The 17,089-nt window shown below is 67.5% G+C and carries 18 protein-coding genes; 7 read left to right on the plus strand and 11 right to left on the minus strand.

The genetic code is table 11. The annotated features are described in order from the left end of the window. Positions 1-36: 36 nt before the first annotated feature. Entirely contained in the window at positions 37-1,491 is a 1,455-nt protein-coding gene (locus tag A3ES_RS0130865; RefSeq protein WP_202806626.1) for an MFS transporter, read from the minus strand. Between the two features lie 87 nt (positions 1,492-1,578). Between A3ES_RS0130865 and A3ES_RS0130870 the strand changes: the two genes are divergently transcribed. Continuing rightward, on the plus strand, positions 1,579-1,932 hold the full coding sequence (locus A3ES_RS0130870) for an ArsR/SmtB family transcription factor (RefSeq protein ID WP_020390713.1): 354 nt from the start codon (positions 1,579-1,581) through the stop codon (positions 1,930-1,932). Between the two features lies 1 nt (position 1,933). On the opposite strand, the gene A3ES_RS0130875 is transcribed toward A3ES_RS0130870, so the two are convergent. The 4 genes from A3ES_RS0130875 to A3ES_RS0130895 form a co-directional block, all read right to left on the minus strand. Continuing rightward, positions 1,934-2,599, minus strand: a complete 666-nt coding sequence (locus tag A3ES_RS0130875) for a response regulator (RefSeq protein WP_020390714.1) — start codon at positions 2,597-2,599, stop codon at positions 1,934-1,936. A gap of 25 nt (positions 2,600-2,624) precedes the next feature. Continuing rightward, the gene (locus A3ES_RS48980) at positions 2,625-2,948 is read right to left on the minus strand and encodes a transcriptional regulator (RefSeq protein ID WP_202806627.1); all 324 of its coding nucleotides are present in this window, start codon (positions 2,946-2,948) and stop codon (positions 2,625-2,627) included. A 237-nt stretch (positions 2,949-3,185) separates the two neighbouring features. After that, on the minus strand, positions 3,186-3,557 hold the full coding sequence (locus tag A3ES_RS55650) for a histidine kinase (RefSeq protein ID WP_026163367.1): 372 nt from the start codon (positions 3,555-3,557) through the stop codon (positions 3,186-3,188). 417 nt (positions 3,558-3,974) lie between these two features. Beyond that, positions 3,975-4,667, minus strand: a complete 693-nt coding sequence (locus A3ES_RS0130895) for a FadR/GntR family transcriptional regulator (RefSeq protein ID WP_020390716.1) — start codon at positions 4,665-4,667, stop codon at positions 3,975-3,977. 101 nt (positions 4,668-4,768) lie between these two features. Here A3ES_RS0130895 and A3ES_RS0130900 point away from each other — a divergent pair, with 101 nt between their 5' ends. After that, positions 4,769-5,980, plus strand: coding sequence for an alpha-hydroxy acid oxidase (locus A3ES_RS0130900; RefSeq protein WP_020390717.1), 1,212 nt, complete (start codon positions 4,769-4,771; stop codon positions 5,978-5,980). Here the strand turns inward: A3ES_RS0130900 and A3ES_RS0130905 are convergent, their stop codons facing one another. After that, the gene (locus A3ES_RS0130905) at positions 5,981-7,120 is read right to left on the minus strand and encodes a sensor histidine kinase (RefSeq protein WP_237745103.1); all 1,140 of its coding nucleotides are present in this window, start codon (positions 7,118-7,120) and stop codon (positions 5,981-5,983) included. Between the two features lie 250 nt (positions 7,121-7,370). Between A3ES_RS0130905 and A3ES_RS48990 the strand changes: the two genes are divergently transcribed. Continuing rightward, complete coding sequence (locus A3ES_RS48990) at positions 7,371-7,979, plus strand: hypothetical protein (protein WP_202806628.1); 609 nt, start codon at positions 7,371-7,373, stop codon at positions 7,977-7,979. 4 nt (positions 7,980-7,983) lie between these two features. Here A3ES_RS48990 and A3ES_RS0130920 read toward each other — a convergent pair whose 3' ends face one another. Beyond that, positions 7,984-8,622 carry a pyridoxamine 5'-phosphate oxidase family protein gene (locus tag A3ES_RS0130920; RefSeq protein ID WP_020390721.1) on the minus strand — a complete coding sequence of 213 codons (639 nt, stop codon included), beginning with the start codon at positions 8,620-8,622 and terminating at the stop codon, positions 7,984-7,986. Then, a complete protein-coding gene (locus tag A3ES_RS0130925) occupies positions 8,622-9,899 on the minus strand; it encodes an MFS transporter (protein WP_020390722.1) in 1,278 nt (425 codons plus the stop codon). The genes A3ES_RS0130920 and A3ES_RS0130925 overlap by 1 nt, the downstream gene beginning before the upstream one ends. Positions 9,900-10,065: 166 nt before the next feature. Here A3ES_RS0130925 and A3ES_RS0130930 point away from each other — a divergent pair, with 166 nt between their 5' ends. Further along, a complete protein-coding gene (locus A3ES_RS0130930) occupies positions 10,066-10,506 on the plus strand; it encodes a hypothetical protein (RefSeq protein ID WP_020390723.1) in 441 nt (146 codons plus the stop codon). Here A3ES_RS0130930 and A3ES_RS0130935 read toward each other — a convergent pair. From A3ES_RS0130935 to A3ES_RS0130945, 3 genes are read right to left on the minus strand one after another with little or no spacing between them, the layout of a single operon-like run. Beyond that, entirely contained in the window at positions 10,503-11,147 is a 645-nt protein-coding gene (locus A3ES_RS0130935; protein WP_020390724.1) for an alpha-ketoglutarate-dependent dioxygenase AlkB, read from the minus strand. The two genes, A3ES_RS0130930 and A3ES_RS0130935, sit on opposite strands and share 4 nt — an antisense overlap. 43 nt (positions 11,148-11,190) lie before the next feature. Further along, a complete protein-coding gene (locus A3ES_RS51720) occupies positions 11,191-12,840 on the minus strand; it encodes an SMI1/KNR4 family protein (RefSeq protein ID WP_020390725.1) in 1,650 nt (549 codons plus the stop codon). A gap of 7 nt (positions 12,841-12,847) precedes the next feature. After that, entirely contained in the window at positions 12,848-13,780 is a 933-nt protein-coding gene (locus tag A3ES_RS0130945; RefSeq protein ID WP_020390726.1) for a hypothetical protein, read from the minus strand. Between the two features lie 150 nt (positions 13,781-13,930). Between A3ES_RS0130945 and A3ES_RS0130950 the strand changes: the two genes are divergently transcribed. From A3ES_RS0130950 to A3ES_RS0130960, 3 genes are all read left to right on the plus strand, one after another. Beyond that, positions 13,931-14,776, plus strand: coding sequence for an AAC(3) family N-acetyltransferase (locus A3ES_RS0130950; protein ID WP_020390727.1), 846 nt, complete (start codon positions 13,931-13,933; stop codon positions 14,774-14,776). Next, positions 14,773-16,134, plus strand: a complete 1,362-nt coding sequence (locus A3ES_RS0130955) for an amidohydrolase (protein ID WP_020390728.1) — start codon at positions 14,773-14,775, stop codon at positions 16,132-16,134. The genes A3ES_RS0130950 and A3ES_RS0130955 overlap by 4 nt, the downstream gene beginning before the upstream one ends. Before the next feature lie 312 nt (positions 16,135-16,446). Beyond that, positions 16,447-17,088: a hypothetical protein gene (locus A3ES_RS0130960; protein WP_020390729.1), complete on the plus strand. Its 642-nt coding sequence runs from the start codon at positions 16,447-16,449 to the stop codon at positions 17,086-17,088. Position 17,089: the final 1 nt, after the last annotated feature.

The raw sequence follows: 17,089 nt of genomic DNA on the forward strand, positions 1-17,089 counted from the left end.
ACCTACTGCACGAGGAGTAGCCCGCCGGGCGCCCGCCTACCTCCCAGCGACTGGCCGGACTCGGCGCAAGCTCAAGGTGATCAGGAATCCGGCCACCATGACGGCAGCGCTCAGCAGGACGACCGAGAATCCTCCGTCCGCGATCGCGCCCCCGAGAGCGTCGCCGGTCAGGCCCTCGATGCCGAGATCGGCGATGACGGTGAAGACCGCCAGCCCGATCGCGTTGCCGAGGTTGAGGGTCGTCGAGGCGATGCCGTTGGCGATGCCCTGCTCCTCGGCCGCGGTACCGGTGGACGACGCGATCCACATCGCCGTCCAGACGATGCCCTGCCCGACACCACTCACGATCAGGCCGGGCACCAGTACTGAGTAACTCGCGTCGGCGTCGAAGCCGAAGGCGAGGCCGGCAGTGCCCACGATCCCGATGCCGAAGCCGATCAGGAGAGTCGTGCGAGTACCGCTCCGGGAGGTGAGCCGCTCGCCGAGCTGGGTGCCGGCGGCGATGGCGAGGGACGGCACCAGGAACGCGAGCCCGGTCTGCAGAGCGCTGAAGCCGTGCACCGTCTGGAGCAGCACCGTCAGGAAGTACGGCAGGACCCCGAACGTGCCCATGAAGAGGAAGGTGATGGTCATCCCGACGGTCAGGCTGCGATTGCGGAACAACCTGAACGGCATCAACGGATCCGCCGTTCGCGACTCCACCACGGCGAACAGGGCCAGCAAGGCGATCGCCAGCAGCAAGGAGACCACGATGACGGGATCACCCCAGCCGAGCTCGGGTCCCTCGACCAGACCGAAGACGAGCAGTGTCGCTCCGGCGGTGACGCTGAAGGCTCCCGGCAGATCGAACTTGCGGCCGACCGTGCGGGCGGCGTCGCGAGGGATGATGAAGAAGGCGGCCAGCGCCACGATCCCGGCCAGCGGGACGTTCACGAAGAAGACGGCCGGCCAGCCGAAGTTCTGGGTGAGCAGGCCGCCGAGCAGAGCGCCGAGCGTGAGTCCGCTGGCGCCGGCGCCACCCCAGACCGCAAGAGCGCGGTTGCGCCGTGGGCCTTCGTCGAACAGCGTGTTCACCAACGCGAGAGTGGACGGCAGCAGCAGTGCGCCGCCCAGCCCTTGTGCCACGCGCGCGACGATGATCGTCGCGGCCGAGTCGGCCAGACCGCCTGCCAGCGATGACACGGCATAGATGGACAGGGCGAGGATGAAGATCCTGCGCTTGCCGAGGAGGTCGGCGGCGCGGCCACCGAAGAGCAGGAAGCCGCCCGCCACCACGACGTAGGCACTCACCACCAGTTGCTGGGTCTGGCCGGGGAAGCCGAGCTCACCGCCGATCTCCGGCAGTGCCACGAAGACGATGTTGAGGTCCAGCGCGAAGATCAGCTGCGCCAGCGCGAGCAGCACCAGGATCCACCGCAGCCGGCGGGGTGCCGGTGGGGAGTCGGGCTTGGGCAGAACGGACAGCGTCGACATCTGAGTGCGCTCCTTCAAGGTTCGAATGTACGACTACTCTCGTACAATCGAACCGAAAAGTGCAAACGGCGACCAATGGTTGGACTGTTTCGGTACAGTCGGACTATGAGCTTTCGCCACCCCGACCGCGACCAGATCCGGATCGACGGCGTGCTGTCAGCGCTCGGCAGCCCGATCCGGCTGGACGTGATCCGGATCCTGAACAGCGGCGGCGACCACAACTGCACGATGGTGCTGACCGAACTGGGCCTGTCGTCGAAGTCGACGATGACCCATCACTGGCGGGTACTTCGGGAGAGCGGGGTGATCTGGCAGCGGCAATCCGGGCGGGAGACCGTGCTGACCCTTCGCCGCGATGATCTCGACGCTCGCTACCCGGGCCTGATCGACAGCATCCTGGCCGGCACGGATCAGGACGCTTCCGCCGAGGCCGCCAGACCTTCCCAGCCGGCCGGGTAGGTCAGCCGAGCCAGCCGGGACGGACCAGGCCGGTTTGGTAGGCGACGACCACGAGTTGCGCGCGGTCGCGGACGGCCAGCTTGACCATGGCGCGGCTGACGTGGGTCTTGGCGGTGGCTGGGCTCAGGACGAGGCGTTCAGCGATCTCGTCGTTGGAGAGACCTTCGCCGACCAGCGCGACGATCTCGCGCTCGCGTTCGGTCAGTACGTCGAGTTCCTTGCTCGCGTGCGGTTGCCGGCTCCTGGTGGCGAACTCGGCGACCAGCCGGCGAGTGACACCGGGGGAGAGGAGTGCGTCGCCACGGGCCACCACGCGGACGGCCTGCAGCAGCTCGACCGGCTCGGTGTCCTTGACCAGGAATCCGCTCGCGCCGACGCGAAGGGCCTCGAAGACGTACTCGTCCAGGTCGAAGGTCGTCAGGATCACCACGTGGACATCAGAGAGCGCTTCCTCAGCGCCGATCAGCTTGGTCGCCTCGAGCCCGTCCATCCCCGGCATCCGGATGTCCATCAGCACCACGTCGGGCTTCTCCGCCCGCGCCACCTCCACCGCGGCGGCACCGTCGGCGACCTCGCCGATGACGGTGATGTCATCCTCGGCGTTCAGCAAGGAGCGGAATCCAGCACGCACCAGCGCCTGGTCATCGGCCAGCAGCACCCGGATCATGCGCCCACGCTAGAGCATGCCCCGGTCAGGCGAGGCCGGCGATGTCCGCGTTCGCCTTGCCCCGGGCGACCGCGAGCATCACGTCGTACTCGCGGGGCGAGAGTCGAGAGAGCGCTTCCTGGGCTTGCGTGTGGGCGTCGGCCTGAGTCGCCGCCCGGTCCATCAGCCGCCGGGTGATCGCGGGCGACAGGATCGGGTCACCCGCCGCGACCCGGCGTACTGCCTCGACGATCTGCACCGGAGGCGTGTCCTTCAACAGGAATCCGCTCGCACCGGCCCGCAACGCGTGCAGCACGTTCTCATCGGTATCGAAGGTGGTCAGCACGATCACCTCCGGCGGATCGCTCATGCCGGCCACGGTAGCGAGGCGTGCAGCCGGAACCTGCCATCGGCTGCCCGCCCGTGGTCCAGCGCGCCGCCGGCCAGGTGCACGCGCTCGGTCAATCCGATCAGCCCGGTCCCGCTGCCCATCGTCAGCGGTACGCCGTTCCCGCTCGGGTTGGTAACTCGATCCGCAGTGCCTCGCCCGGCCGGCCGTGCACGACCAGCGTGACAGGCTGCCCGGCCGCGTGCTTGCGCGCATTCGTCAGCCCTTCCTGCACGACCCGGTACGCCGTCCTGCCGGTTGCCGGCGGCAACGATTCGGGCGTGCTGACGGCGCCGCCTGGGCAAGCTTCTCCGGCGACGAGTCCGGCCGGTACTCCAACGCACCGGCGTACGTCGCGAGCAAGGACAGTCGATGCGCCAGTACGTCATGCATCTCGCGCGCCATCTTGGTCCGCTCCAGCGTTCGTGCTTCGGCAACCCGGCGGCCTTGCTCGTTCTCGGCCCGGAGAGCGCGCTCTCGGAGCGAATCGAGCAGCGCTTGGCGAGCTTGGGTCCACTGCCCCCAACCCAGCAACGCGGCATGCACGGCGACGTCCAGTACGGCGTACCAGGGCAGGTCGAGTCCTTGCATCGGTCGCCAGATGCCTTGGACGAAGTGGCCGGCGACGCCCGCGAAGGCGATGAGAGCGGCCGTTTTGAGTGGACGGCGCTGAGCGACGGGTCAGGGTGCCGACCGTCGACGATGGAGTGGCAGCGGGGGAGAGCGCTGCCAGGGCTGCCATCGCCAGTGCGCCGGTGATCGGGCGGCGGGGCAGCACGAGAATGAGGCCGCAGGCAACGATCGCGAAAACCAGCCGGCTGACCTGGAGATCGCCCGCCTGCCGCCCGACGATGGTCATCGCCGACAGTGCTCCCACGGCGCCCACCGCGATCACATCTGCCCGGCGACTGCGCTTCGGCCGGACACAACTCTCTTCCATGCCGCCGAGACTAGGCGGCCCCCCACCTCCCCACCACCGACCAAAGTCGGTGCTGTGCCGACGAATGCCTACCGCAGCTGCGCCGCCCGATAGAAACCCTCGATGTGCGCCGTGATGAGCGCCGCGGCCTCATCTCCCTGACCCGCCCGGATCGCCGCGACGATCGACCGATGCTCTGCGCGAAGGCCCACCGCTGTCGCGTCCCAATCCGCCAGGTTCGGTACTGCGGCCAGCACGTAGCTGTGGATGGCGGTCCGCAACGACGACATCACCGCCGCGATCAGCACATTGCCGGCCAGTGCCGACAACGCGACGTGGAACTCCGCATCCAGCAGATGGAACTCCTCCGGCGTCAGCCCGGGCTCGTCCATCCGATCCAGCAACCCCTCGGCGACCACCAACTGCTCACCGCCGGCCTGGTTCTGAGCCGCCTCTCGCGCCGTCCACGACTCCAGCAGGACACGCGTCTGGACGATGTCGCCCATCGGCAGGTGATTGGTGGCGAGGTGCAGTCGCAGCAGCGCGGTCAGCGGCGATGCCGGCTCAGCGACGATCACCGCTCCGGCATCCGGCCCAGAACCGGTCGCGGTCCGTACGACGCCCATTGCCTCCAGCACCCGGACCGCCTCCCGCACCGACGGCCTGCTGATCCCCAGCTGCTCGGCCAGTGAGCGCTCTCCCGGGAGCCGCCCGCCCAGTCGCAGCCGGCCCGCGGCGAGATCGGCCTCGACCCGGTTCAGGACCAGCTCGTAGTTCTTCACGGGTCCTCGCGCTTCGTCACAGAGGTGAGTGTAGCGGTGTGGTCGGACCACAGACTATGCTGTGGTCCGACCACACAGTCCGCCGGCCCGAGGGAAGACCGATGACCGATCGCCAGATGCCCCGCTGGTCCGAGCTCAAGCCGCTGCTGCGGCCCAAGCCGGTCACGCTGAACGCGACCGACCGCCGGCTGGCGAAGGCGCTCACGATCGCGGATCTGCGCGCCGTCGCCAAGCGCCGTACGCCGCGGTCGGTCTTCGACTACACCGACGGCGCCGCCGAGTCCGAGATCAGCCTGGCCCGCGCCCGCCGGCTGTTCGCGGAGATGGAGTTGCAGCCGTCGATCCTGCGCGACGTCTCCCAGATCGACCTCGGTACGTCGATCCTGGGCCGCCGCTCGGAGTTGCCGTTCGCCTTCGCGCCGACGGGCTTCACCCGGATGATGAACCACGAAGGCGAGAGCGCGGTGGTCAAGGTCGCGCAGGAGATCGGGATCCCGTACGCCCTGTCCACGATGGGCACCACCTCGATCGAGGATGTCGCCGCGGCCGGGCCGGATGCGCGCAAGTGGTTCCAGCTCTACGTCTGGAACGACCGGGCCGCGGGCGAGGATCTGGTGAAGCGGTCGGCGGCCTCGGGGTACGAGGCGCTGATGCTGACCGTCGACGTACCGGTCGCCGGTGCGCGCCTGCGCGATGTCCGCAACGGCTTCACCATCCCGCCGTCGCTGACGGTCAAGACAGTGCTGGACGCGTCCATGCACCCGGCCTGGTGGGCCAACCTGCTCACCACCCGGCCGCTGACCTTCGCGTCGCTGTCGAGCTGGGGCGGGACGGTCGCCGACCTGCTGAACCAGCTGTTCGATCCGACGATGACCATCGACGACCTGAACTGGTTGCGCTCGATCTGGGACGGCCCGCTGATCATCAAGGGCATCCAGACGGTCGAGGACGCCCGGCGCGTGGTCGATGCCGGTGCCGACGCGATCGTGCTGTCGAACCACGGCGGGCGCCAGCTCGACCGGGCACCTACGCCGCTGCGGATCCTGCCGGACGTACGCAAGGCAATCGGTACCGACGCCGAGATCTACCTCGACACCGGCATCATGAGCGGCGCTGACATCGTCGCTGCCCTCGCACTGGGCGCGGACGCCTGCCTGGTGGGCCGTGCCTACCTGTACGGCCTGATGGCCGGTGGCGAGCGCGGGGTCGCCCGAGCCGCTGAGATCCTCACCACCGAGGTACGCCGGACCATGGCCCTCCTGGGCGTAGACAACGTGGCCGACCTGAACCCCACGCACGTCCGCCTGCCCTGACTACAGCGGCAGGGTGGCGATGATTCTGAGGCTGCCGGTCGGCGTGCGGGTGGCAGTCAGGGTGCCGCCGAGTGCGGTGGCTCGTTCGCGCATGCCGATGATGCCGTTGCCCTCCTTGGGCGGGCTGGTCAGCGCTGTCCCGTCATCGTCCACCTGCAGTACGAGCGACTCCTCGCCGTACTGGATGCGCACCGTCGCGGACGTGGCCTTGGAGTGCCGTACGACGTTGGTCAGCGACTCCTGGATGATGCGGAACGCCGCACGATCCAGACCGGTCGGCAACGGCCGTGCAGCCCCGTGGATGATCGCATGCACCTCCAGGCCGGCCATGGACGTCCGGTTGATCAGGTGATCGAGTCTGTCCAACCCTGCGACCGGCTGGCGTGGCGCTGACTCGTCCGACTGACGCAGTACTCCGACTATGGACCGAAGGTCGACAAGGGCTTCCTTGCTGGCCTCCTTGATCGCCGCGAGTGCCGGCCCGGCCTGTTCCGGCTGTCTGTCGACCAGGTGGAGCGCGGTAGACGCCTGCACGTTGATCAGCGAGATGTGGTGGGCGACCACGTCATGGAGCTCCTGCGCGATCCGCAGCCGCTCCTCACCGGCCCGGCGGAGCTCTTCCTCGCGTCTGGTCTTGTTGGCGGCCATCACCCGGTCCCGATGACCGCGGAACAGCTCAGCGACGAACCCCAGTACTACGAAGAAGGCACCGACCAGCAGCACCTGATAGACGCCTGACTCGTTGATGCCGAGTGCGAGCCGGCCGAGCACGTGTCCGGCGTACAGGGCGACGATGCCGCTCCAGCCAGCCAGTCTGTGGCCGGTCCTGAGCACGGAGAAGGCAGCGATCGCGAAGCCGAAGATGACCGGGCCGTACGGGTACTGCATCAACATGTAGGTGAGGGTGGAGATGACCGATACCCACAGCACCGGGACCGGCCGCTGCCGGAGCCAGTAGAGCGCCAGCGAACCGATCAGGAGGAGTAGCACCATGAACCAGTCCGCTGGCCTCCGGTCCTTCTGGCCCTCGGACGCGCCGAACGACCCGACGATCGACACGACCGCCATGACCGCAGGCAGCGCCGCCCGCCTCACGCGGGCCCAGACGGTCGGCTCAGTAGTCGGCTCAGTAGTGCTCACCCTCGAACCGTAGAGGTCGCTGTCACCCGGTGTCATCGTCGCCACGGAGTACTTCGTGCTGCTTCATCCGCAGTACTAACGGGGCTTCGCCCCAGCCCGACGAGGTGTGTGGCTTGGTCTGGGGGTCGGTTGGGGGCTCCGGTCGGCAGGTGACGGGCTGGGTGGCCCGTTGTGGACCGCTCGCTGGCGGTGGTTGGCTGAGTTGAGCCGTCCTGCCTGACCGGAGCCTGCTATGACGTTACCTCGCACGGTGTCTGATGTCGTCGCTGATCATGTGGTCTTCGAGGTCGAGTGCATCGACCGGATGTACCTGAACGTGTATGTCCCGGGGTTGCAGTACGCGGCCGGTCTGGTCGCCTACGTGCATCGCCAGCTCGGGCTGCCGATCGCCTCGACCGCTCCGCTGGCCGCGATCACCGACGGGTTCGTCGCCGCAGTGCGCCGGTTCGCGGGTGCCCATCACGTGCCGTGGGTTGATTTCGCCAGGGGTCAACGCAAGGACGACGTGATGCATGAGCACCTGGCAGCCTTCGAGGCGGCCGGCCGCACCGAAGGGGTGCTGTTCATCGGCCGCGCGCAGGAAAAGACGCCGCTGTTCCGGACCGAGAAGCGCCGCGACGCCGAAGGCAAGACCTATCCGTGGATCATCAAGACCACAGGTGTGGTCAACCACTTCTACTTCTACTGCGTGGACGCCGACTTCGGCCCGTTCTTCGTGAAGTTCTGCTCCTACTTCCCCTATAACGCCAAGCTGTGCATCAACGGCAACCACTGGGCACAGCGCCAGGCCGCCAAGGCCGGGATCGGGTTCGAGACCCTGGACAACGGGTTCGCCGCGGTCGATGACCTAGCCCGGTAGTGATTCAGTACTTGGCCTTGTAGATGCCTTCTTCGTAGCTGCGGCCGTAGTACTCCTCCAGCTCGGCCAGGTCGGCGTCCTTGCGGTCCAGGGCCTTGGCGATCTTGGCGCGGCTGGGGACGGCGTCCGGGTTCCAGGTCTCGGTCTTCCACAGCTTCGAGCGCAGGAACGCCTTCGAGCAGTGGTGGAAGATCTCCTCGATCTCGACCAGCAGTGCCAGCTGGGGGCGGTTGCCCTTCACGATCATGTCGTCGAAGAACGGGGCTTCCTTGACGATTCGCGCGCGGCCGTTGATCCGCAGCGTCTCGCCGCGGCCCGGCAACAGGTAGATCAGGCCGACGTGCGGGTTGGTGAGGACGTTGAGGAAGCCGTCGACCCGGCGGTTGCCGACCCGCTCCGGGATCGCGATGGTGCGGTCGTCCAGCACCTTGGTGAACCCGGCCGGGTCGCCCTTGGGGGAGACGTCGCAGCTACCGTCGGCCGCGGAGGTGGCGATCAAGCAGAACGGCGACTCGGCCAGCCACTGCTTGTCGAGCTCGTGGAGTTCCTTGCGGGCCTTGTTGGCGGTGCTCTGCAAAGGGGCCGGGACCACTTCGCGCAGTTCGTCGTACGAGGTGATCTCGACCAGGCCGGGGATGTTCATCAGGCGGCGCGCTCCTCCTCTAGCAGCGGCTCAGTCACCTGGCCGGCGGCCCGAGTCCGTGCTGCCCATCGTACGGCGGGACCAGTTGCCACACTGGTCCCCAGGAACAGTGCACCGACCACCATCCAGCCGATTGGTCCCCAGCCCAGGACCAACGTGGTGAGCAGTACCGGGCCGAGCATCCGGGCTACTGCCGGGCCGGTTCCGAAGAAGCCCTGGTACTGACCCTGCTTGTCGGCAGGGGCCAGACCGAAGCTGATCTCCCAGGCGCCGGAGGCCAGCTTCATCTCGCCGAAGGTCAGCAGCGCGGCAGCGACAGCCAGTACTGCGGCGGCGCCGATGGGGGCCATCCCGATGGCGGAGAGGGCGAAGACTCCGCAGGCGGCCAGCATCGCGACTCCTGCGAAGCGGACCGAGCGGGTCGCCGTACGGAGGCTGGTGACGCTGCGGGCGATCCGCACCTGGAAGAAGGTGACGCCGAGGGTGTTGATGATCAGCAGCGAGGCGACGACCCAACCGGGGGCATTGGTGCGCTCGACGATCCACAGCGGGACGACCAGGCTCAGCAGCGGCATGAACATCAACATCACTGCATTCAGCAGGGCCAGCAGGGCGTACGGGCGATCGTGCAGCACGGCCAAGCGCGGTTCGCCGGCGAGACGAAGGGGCACTGCCTTGACTGCCGGCATCCGGCGGATCAGCGCCGCGGCGACCAGGAAGCTGGCGGAATCGATGGCGAAGACCGTCAGGTACGCCGATGCGGTGTCGAACCGCAGCGCGACGCCACCGAGTGCGGCACCCACGGCGAGACCGGCGTTCATCGTCGACTGCAGGAAGGCGCGGATGCGGGTGCGCTCGGCTGGCTGAACGAGGCCGGCCAGCAGGCCCTGTCGGGCGGCGGTCAGACCGGTCTGGCTGCTCGCGTAGGCGATGGCCGCGATCAGGAAGAGCGGGAAGCTGCGAACGAAGAGGAAGGAGCCGACGGACACCGCTGTGGACAGGGCCAGCAGGATGGCGACGCCGCGCGGGCCCTTGCGGTCGGCGAGGTTGCCGAGCGGGACGCCGGTCAGGAAGCCGACCAGCCAGGCGATCGTCAGACCGAGGCCGACCTGGGCGGTGGACAGGCCGACGACCCGAGTGAAGAAGAGCGCGGAGGTGACGATGAAGGCGCCGTCACCCACCGAGTTGGCCAGCTGCGCGAACGCGAGATTGCGAGCGGTTCCGGCCGGCGGCAACAACGAGCCGGCCTTGGGACGGCGGCTGGCGGTGGTGGTCATCTCAGTCTCCCTTGGCTCTCGGTACCTTGAGCCTAGGAGCCTGGCGGCCCACAAGTCAGGTCCACTTCTTGGGTGATTCGATGGGCCAATTCGCTGGGTCAATTTGATGGGAAATTAGTCTGTGGACAACCGCGGATCCGGCCGGAAACGACGGCACATTCTAGGTATGACCTTCACCGATCTCCCCACGAACTGGCCCAACCTCCCGCTCACCGATCCCGCCCGGGCCGCCGACGTCGTCGATCTCTTCGTCTCGGCGGGCGACCGGCGCCGAGGCGTCCTTTCAGCCCTGCTCTGCAATGCCGAGGCTCACTTCCTGGCAGCGATCCACCTGGATCTGCCGGAAGGCGCCTCGCGCAGCTCACCGCGGTACTGCGGCAAAGCACTCGCTCCGCTGATCCCTGCCCTGCAAGTCCGCCCCGATGGCGCCCTGATCCTTGCCCTTGGCCGACCTTCCGCCGATCCGGCCTCTGACCACGACTGGACCGAAGCGGTCGCACGGACCTGCCAGGCCGCGTCGATCCGGCTGCTGGCCTTCTACATAGCCACGCCGGATCACCTCTACGCCCCACCGCTTCCAGCCGGCCCAACACTGGAGCCGACCTAGCGGACGCCTCGGGGGCGGAACTGGATGCTGATACGCGGTCCGATGTGCCCGGACGATTTCGGGATCGCGTGCTCCCAGGTGCGCTGGCAACTGCCGCCCATCACGATCAGATCGCCATGGCCCAGCGGGTACCGGATGGTCGAACTGACCGGACCGCTGGCACTACCCGGCCTCGGACGCAATGCGAGAACCCGAGGCTCACCAACCGAAAGGATGGCCACCATTGTGTCCTCATGATTCCCGCGACCGATCCGGTCGCCGTGCCAGGCGACGCTGTCCCGTCCGTCCCGGTAGAAACACAGGCCGGCCGTGCGGAACGGCTCACCGAGCTCCTCCGCGTAGTGCTCGCTCAGCAGCTCCCGGGCTTCGTCGAGGATCGGCAGTGGCAGATCCTCGGTCTCGCCGTAGAAGCAGAGCAGGCGAGGCACGTCGACCACCCGGTCGTACATCTGCCGTCGCTCCTCACGCCACGGCACATCGGCAGCAAGCCGCTCGTACACCTGATCGGCCCCGGTCAACCACCCCGGCAGCACGTCGATCCACGCGCCCTGGCTCAACTCCGTCCGCCGGATCCCGCCCAGAGAACCCAACGCGGGATCCTCGAACGCACCCAGCAAGGAGGCCTGAAGGTCAGCACCCATACCCCCACCCTACCCGAAACTCGAACAAACGTTCCCCTAGGTTCTAGCGGTGGCGAGAGGGCTTGAACTTTCCCTTGATCGTCACGATGTCCGTGGCGTTCCCCGTCAGCTTCTCCGCCCATTCGAGAGCGTCCGGCAGCGTCGGCCGTCGCTTCTCGTAGGCCTTGTCGAACGACCAGTACAGCTTGCGCTCCTGGAGCGGTTCCTCGGCGAGCTCGGCGACGGCCAGCGAGGGCGGGATCGCCTGCTGGGACAGGAATTCCTGCCATTGAGGGCGCAGCATCCGCAAGTACCGCAGGCCGGTCAGCTGCCCCAGCCCAGAAATGTCCACGGCGGGCGCATCGGTCAGATCGAGCGCGTATAACCGAGGGCAGGACGCCAACGGTCGCAGATCAATCGGCTTCTCACTGCGCAGGACGACCTGACCTACGGTCGGATGGCCTTGCAGCCCGGACAGATCGATGGTGTCGGTGGCAAGGTGAACGACCTCCACCGGTGTCTCGCTGAGCGGTGACAGGTCCACGCCTGCACAGTTGCTCACCGCAACCTTCCACAGCGCTGGCGCGCCCCGGACCGGCCCTAGATCGACCCAGGGGGTATTGCTCACCGACAACTCGCGGACCACCGCACGCATCCCGCGGACCGGCGCGGCATCCATCCCGGTCACCTTGAGCTTGCAGATGTCGTCGTAAGGGCGTTTGTATTCGTACAGATCGCCGGAGTCGATCCGCACGTTGCCGTCGTCGCTCTGCTCGATCCGGCCGGAGGTGAAGGCCTGCACGTGCGCGCGCACCAGTTCGGTCACCGAGTCCGCGACATAGATCGGGCCCTCGTCCTGGTGTCGCCCGATCAGGATGACCTGCCCAGGCCGTCCGTTCGGACCGGGCACCAGGTCGACGGCGAGATAGTCGCCGAAACCGTCGGTGGCGAACGGAACCCAGGCCGGATGATCGCTCAGCCGCCGGATAGCTGCCGGCGGTCCGAAGTCGTTGACGAACGAGTTGTGCAGATAGCGCTGCCATCCGCGCATGACCCACCAGCGTGCGTCCGGATCGCAGAACTCCGCGAGCGTCTCCAGGCCGAACCACAGGAAGCCGTGCAGCAGGAGCCCACCGTCGGCAACGGCGTACAGGGCGTCGAGATCCCGGGGCAACCGCACGCCCGCATCGTCCAGGATCTGCCGGCGACGCGATGGTGGAAGGGGAGCGGACAGCTCCACGTACTTCGACTCGAGCAGCTGACCGAGCAGCTGGTGGTACTCGGTCAGCAGAGCGACCGCTTCCCCGGGATCGCCGGATTCGGCCGCGTCCGGGGCGGCTGCCAGCCTGTCGATCTCGGGCGGCTCGGACTCCTTGTCGAACAGGTAGTAGAAGCCGCGATCACGTCCGCGGTCGAGTCGCTCACTCAGGACAGCCCGGTAGCGGCCGCGGGCCTCCACCTCGAGGTCGACGGTGAGCTTCCCGGTTGCCGCCACCGTGGTGTGCAGATCCCGGAGGCCCTCGAACACGTCGATGTTGTCGTCGCCGTTCAGGTCCTTCGGCTCGAACCAGAAGCCGTGGTGTCCCGCGCCGCCATGGCCGGTCGCGTAGCCGCGCAACACCGCCCGCTTCCAGCCTGGCGGAGCGACCTGAGCGATCTTCTCGGCCAGCCCCGTCAGGATGGCCGAGGCATCTGTCCGCGTATCCCCGTTCACGGGACGATCAGCTTCGGTTGCTCAGCAACGCGAGCGCCAGCTTGCGCTGCTCGTCCGACGGCGGGCGCGTCCACGTGTATCCCGACTGGTCTTCCATCACCATCCGCGCCATCACGACGGACAGGACGTCCTTCGGCTCGGCGTACTGCATCTCCGGCCTGGTCTCGCGGTAACGGTTGGCGACTCGCTGGTAGCAGAAGATCAGCGTGTTGACGTACTTGCTCTTCTCGACTTCGGCGCGTTCGTGGGCGGCGAGGTACTCCGGGTTCTCCTCCTCCAGCCAGACGTCCTTGATGACGTCCAGCTTGTTGCGGTACTCCACCGGGGGCCCGGAGAGGGCGAACGCGTCCTCGTACATCCGCGCCACGTGCTCGGGATTCTTGGCGAGAACGCCCATGGTGAGGTAGCCGTTGTCCTCGTCGGCGTAGCCACCGGCGTGCTCGTGGTCCACCCCCTGAGCGGAGGTCGCGGACATCATCGCGTCGGTGAACGCGTACTTGTCCATCCCGTCGATCTCGTCGACATCTTCGCCCATCCACTCGTCGTCGTAGTAGATGACGCCGTCGATCTCGGCGTCGGCGTACCGCATGATCAGGTCGTGGACGGCGCGGGCCGGATCCTGCATCGCCGCCGGACCCCTCGCGGCGAACCCTTCGGTCAGGGTGAACAGCGAGATGAGCATCATCGGCCGGTAGACCTTGAGGATGCCCTCCTCACGCTTCAGGTAGCAACCGCGTTCCTCGTCGTACGCTTCGAGGCCGCTCATGAACGCCTGCTCCTGCTCGGGCGTCAGCGTGAGCTGCCAGCCCCACTTCTGCTCGGCGTTCCACTTCTTGGAGAAGTCCTCGCCCTTGAGCGGATCGCGGATCTTCAGGAACCAGAAGACGAACCCAGCAAGCCCGAGTACGAGCACGCCGATCACAACCAGTGCGATCGTCATAGGTAAAAAACCTCCGAGATAGAACCGTCGAGCGACAAAATCAACCCACTTGGGCTGGTTACCGTAGTGGCCCGCAAGGGTCACCGGCCCGCTGCCCTGGGCTTACCGGTTGGCTGGAGGCTGACCCAGTCGGGGCGGGATGATCTTTAGGTGGCAGACATCGTGCGGGGCGACATCGCGGCCGGCCTGGATCGACTCGGCTTGGGAAAGCGGAGCGCGGTCATCGTGCACTCGTCGTTGAGTTCGTTCGGGCGGGTTGACGGTGGGGCCGAGGCGGTTTGCGAAGCGCTGCTTGAGGTCTGTGGCAGTGTGCTGATGCCGGCCGCTACCTCGGACCACACCGGCATCGACCCACCACCCGGCTTGCGCAGGCCGCTCAACGCGTACGAGCCCTGCGCCACCTGGGAGCTGTTCGACGAGCAGTTGGCCAGCGCGACGCAGTACTCGCCAGAGCTCCCCATCGACCGCGAACTCGGCCGCATTCCCGAGACGCTCCGGCTGACCCAACCTCACCATCGCAGTACGCATCCGACCTTCTCGTACGTCGCGGCAGGCGCGGAGGCCGAGCGCTTGATCTCGGCGCAGCGGCTAGCTCGGCCACTCGGCCCGATCAACGAGCTCGGCGAACTGGATGGAACGGTTCTCCTCCTAGGCGTCAGCCACACAGCGAACACCACGATTCACCTGGCAGAGCAGCAACTCGGCCGTGGGAGGTTCCACCGCTACGCCAAAGCAGACGCGAGTACCTGGCTGGAGCTACCCAATATCCCAGGTGCCAGCCACCGGTTCGACGACATCGAGCCGGTACTGCGTCCTGACACCCGCGAAACCTTCATCGGCACCTGCCGAGCACGCGCCATCCCCGTCCGCTCAGTGCTCGCCGCAACGCGAGACCTCATCCAGGCGGACCCACGGGCGCTGCTTTGCGCCGATGACCCGACTTGCCGCTGCGCAGCGGCGTACGAACAGCGGTTGCGAGCCAGGGAGGAACGATGACGCGCTTGGTGATCCGGAACTGTTCGGTGCTCGTGGTGCCGGTCGAGGGCGAGTGCCGGGTCGACGAGTACCAGGACATCCTGATCGAGGACGGCGCGATCGCCGAGGTGATGCCGACCGGTGCGGTCGCCGCCGAGTCCGGGTTGGAGGAGGTCGGCGCGACCGGGCTGATCGCCGTACCGGGGCTGGTGAACTCGCATACCCACAGCCCGATGGTGATGATGCGCGGCGCCGCCGAGGACGTGTCGATCGATGACTGGTTCAACCGCAAGATCTGGCCGATGGAGATGAACCTGACCCCCGAGCGGGTCAAGGTCGGCGCGCGGCTGGCGTGCGCGGAGATGTTGCTGGCCGGCGTCACCACCTTCGTGGACCACTACTTCCACGCCGATCAGATCGCCGCGGCCGCGCTGGAGACCGGGATCCGCGCCGATCTCGCACCGACCTTCTTCTCGTCCACCGGCGCGGACGGTCGTGAGGCGGCGTACGAGGCTGCGCGCGAGATCCGGAGGATGGGGCAGAGCGCGGCGCGAGGCGGGTCGCCCCGGATCACAGCCAGCCTCGGACCGCATGCGACGTACACGGTGTCCGAAGAAGACCTACGCCGGACTGCGGAAGTCGCGCGCGCCGAGGCCTTCCGCATCCACCTGCACGCGGCCGAGACCGCGGACCAGACACAGTCGTCGAAGGACCGCCTCGGCGCGACACCGATCGAGGTGCTCGAGCGCACCGGCGTACTCGGAGCGGGAGCGTTGATCGCTCACGGCTGCGGCATCGTCGACTCCGACCTGCCCATCCTCGCGAAGCACGCAGCCCGTACGGCGGTCGCCGCGTGCCCGAAGGTCTACCTGAAGCTCGCGATGGGGCCGACCACCCCGATCAAGCACCTGCAGTCGGCTGGAGTCGCGGTCGGAGTCGGCACGGACGGAGCAGCCGTCCACAACACGCTCGACGTCTGGGAGTCCCTGCGCCTGCTGGCCTTGACCCAGAAGCAACGCGAGCAGGACGCCGAGTGGATGACCATCTCCGACACCCTCCGCCACGCCACCAGAGGCGGCGCCGCGGCAGCCGGCTTGTCCGACACCATCGGCGCGATAGAGCCCGGCCGACGCGCCGACCTCGCCCTGGTCGACCTGTCCGCCCCGCACTGCCAACCGGTCCACGACCCACGAGCCGCACTCGTCTACTCGGTCCGCGCCTCGGACGTCGTCACAGTAGTTGTCGACGGCAACATAGTCGTCCGCGACCGCCACCTCACCAACGCCAACCTCGACGACATCCTGCAAGACGCCAAGGCCACAGCCCACACCTTGGTCGACCTCTCCAAGGGCGGAGCCGTCCAGCACTACGCACCCTGACAGCGCGGATGGGCTGTGCCTCAACTCACCGGATTCGGAGCGTCACTGATAGTACCGGAGGTCGCGGAGTGTAAAGGGAGTGTGTGGAATTCGGTCCGTGTGATTAGCCGGGCCGAACGCGGGCACCGTGCAAGTGAAGTTGAGGTTTGAGCTGGACTGGGGGTGGGTTTTCGGTGCCCGGAAGGGCAGTTTGGTTGCTCTGTGCAAGGCGTGTTCAGCCCTGGGTCACGCCGGCTGATTCGGACTGGCCGCAGCCCCTGCAGACATGGCACCATCGGCCACCGGGGAAGAACGTCATCAGGGGGCGGACCAATGGCTAAGGCCAAGCGGGTGAGCGACCGGAGTGCGAACGAGATGGCCGACGACGGCCCTGAGAGCACCGGTCAGAACGGCCGTGGACCACTGGCGCCGGCCGGCCGTGGCCCAAGCGAACCGAGCCAGAACGGTCACGCGCCGACCGAGGCGCCGCGGACCGCCGGCTTCGGTACGCCGGTGAAGGTCGACGAGATCGCCGTCGCCGCGATGGCGCTGTCGGAGGGTCTGCTGGCGGCGACGCGTGGCCTGCCCGAGTCGGTCGAGTCGCGACAGTTCCGGCGTGATCTCGACGAGGCGGCGGACACGTTCCGTACGGTCGCGAATGAGCTGGAGACGACCGCGGGCAACCTGGTCCGGCTCGCTGCGACCGAGGGGCAGACCTGCGGCGTCTCGTGGGGAATCTGCGAGGACCACGGCCTCACCCTGTTGAACGTCAGTGACGTCGTCACCTGCCACGTCCTCGGCTGCCACCGCGAACAGCAGGCCGTCGTGGAGCGCTGCACCCAGCCGGTCGCGTACCGGGTGGTCGACGTAGCCGGCCCAGCTCTCATGACCTGTGCCGGCCACGCCATTGCCTGCCGCCTTCACCTGGACGGCGCGGTGATCACCCTCGCCTCCGACAGTCTCGAACTCCTCTGAC

Source organism: Kribbella catacumbae DSM 19601 (assembly GCF_000372465.1).
GTDB classification, from domain to species: domain Bacteria; phylum Actinomycetota; class Actinomycetes; order Propionibacteriales; family Kribbellaceae; genus Kribbella; species Kribbella catacumbae.

What these genes read in the sequence shown, in the direction of transcription:
- A3ES_RS0130870 (WP_020390713.1), top strand. Translation starts at nt 1,579, where the DNA reads ATGAGCTTTCGCCACCCCGACCGCGACCAGATCCGGATCGACGGCGTG.
- A3ES_RS0130875 (WP_020390714.1), bottom strand. Translation starts at nt 2,599, where the DNA reads ATGATCCGGGTGCTGCTGGCCGATGACCAGGCGCTGGTGCGTGCTGGA.
- A3ES_RS48980 (WP_202806627.1), bottom strand. Translation starts at nt 2,948, where the DNA reads ATGAGCGATCCGCCGGAGGTGATCGTGCTGACCACCTTCGATACCGAT.
- A3ES_RS55650 (WP_026163367.1), bottom strand. Translation starts at nt 3,557, where the DNA reads ATGCAAGGACTCGACCTGCCCTGGTACGCCGTACTGGACGTCGCCGTG.
- A3ES_RS0130900 (WP_020390717.1), top strand. Translation starts at nt 4,769, where the DNA reads ATGACCGATCGCCAGATGCCCCGCTGGTCCGAGCTCAAGCCGCTGCTG.
- A3ES_RS0130920 (WP_020390721.1), bottom strand. Translation starts at nt 8,622, where the DNA reads ATGAACATCCCCGGCCTGGTCGAGATCACCTCGTACGACGAACTGCGC.
- A3ES_RS0130925 (WP_020390722.1), bottom strand. Translation starts at nt 9,899, where the DNA reads ATGACCACCACCGCCAGCCGCCGTCCCAAGGCCGGCTCGTTGTTGCCG.
- A3ES_RS0130930 (WP_020390723.1), top strand. Translation starts at nt 10,066, where the DNA reads ATGACCTTCACCGATCTCCCCACGAACTGGCCCAACCTCCCGCTCACC.
- A3ES_RS0130935 (WP_020390724.1), bottom strand. Translation starts at nt 11,147, where the DNA reads ATGGGTGCTGACCTTCAGGCCTCCTTGCTGGGTGCGTTCGAGGATCCC.
- A3ES_RS0130945 (WP_020390726.1), bottom strand. Translation starts at nt 13,780, where the DNA reads ATGACGATCGCACTGGTTGTGATCGGCGTGCTCGTACTCGGGCTTGCT.
- A3ES_RS0130955 (WP_020390728.1), top strand. Translation starts at nt 14,773, where the DNA reads ATGACGCGCTTGGTGATCCGGAACTGTTCGGTGCTCGTGGTGCCGGTC.
- A3ES_RS0130960 (WP_020390729.1), top strand. Translation starts at nt 16,447, where the DNA reads ATGGCTAAGGCCAAGCGGGTGAGCGACCGGAGTGCGAACGAGATGGCC.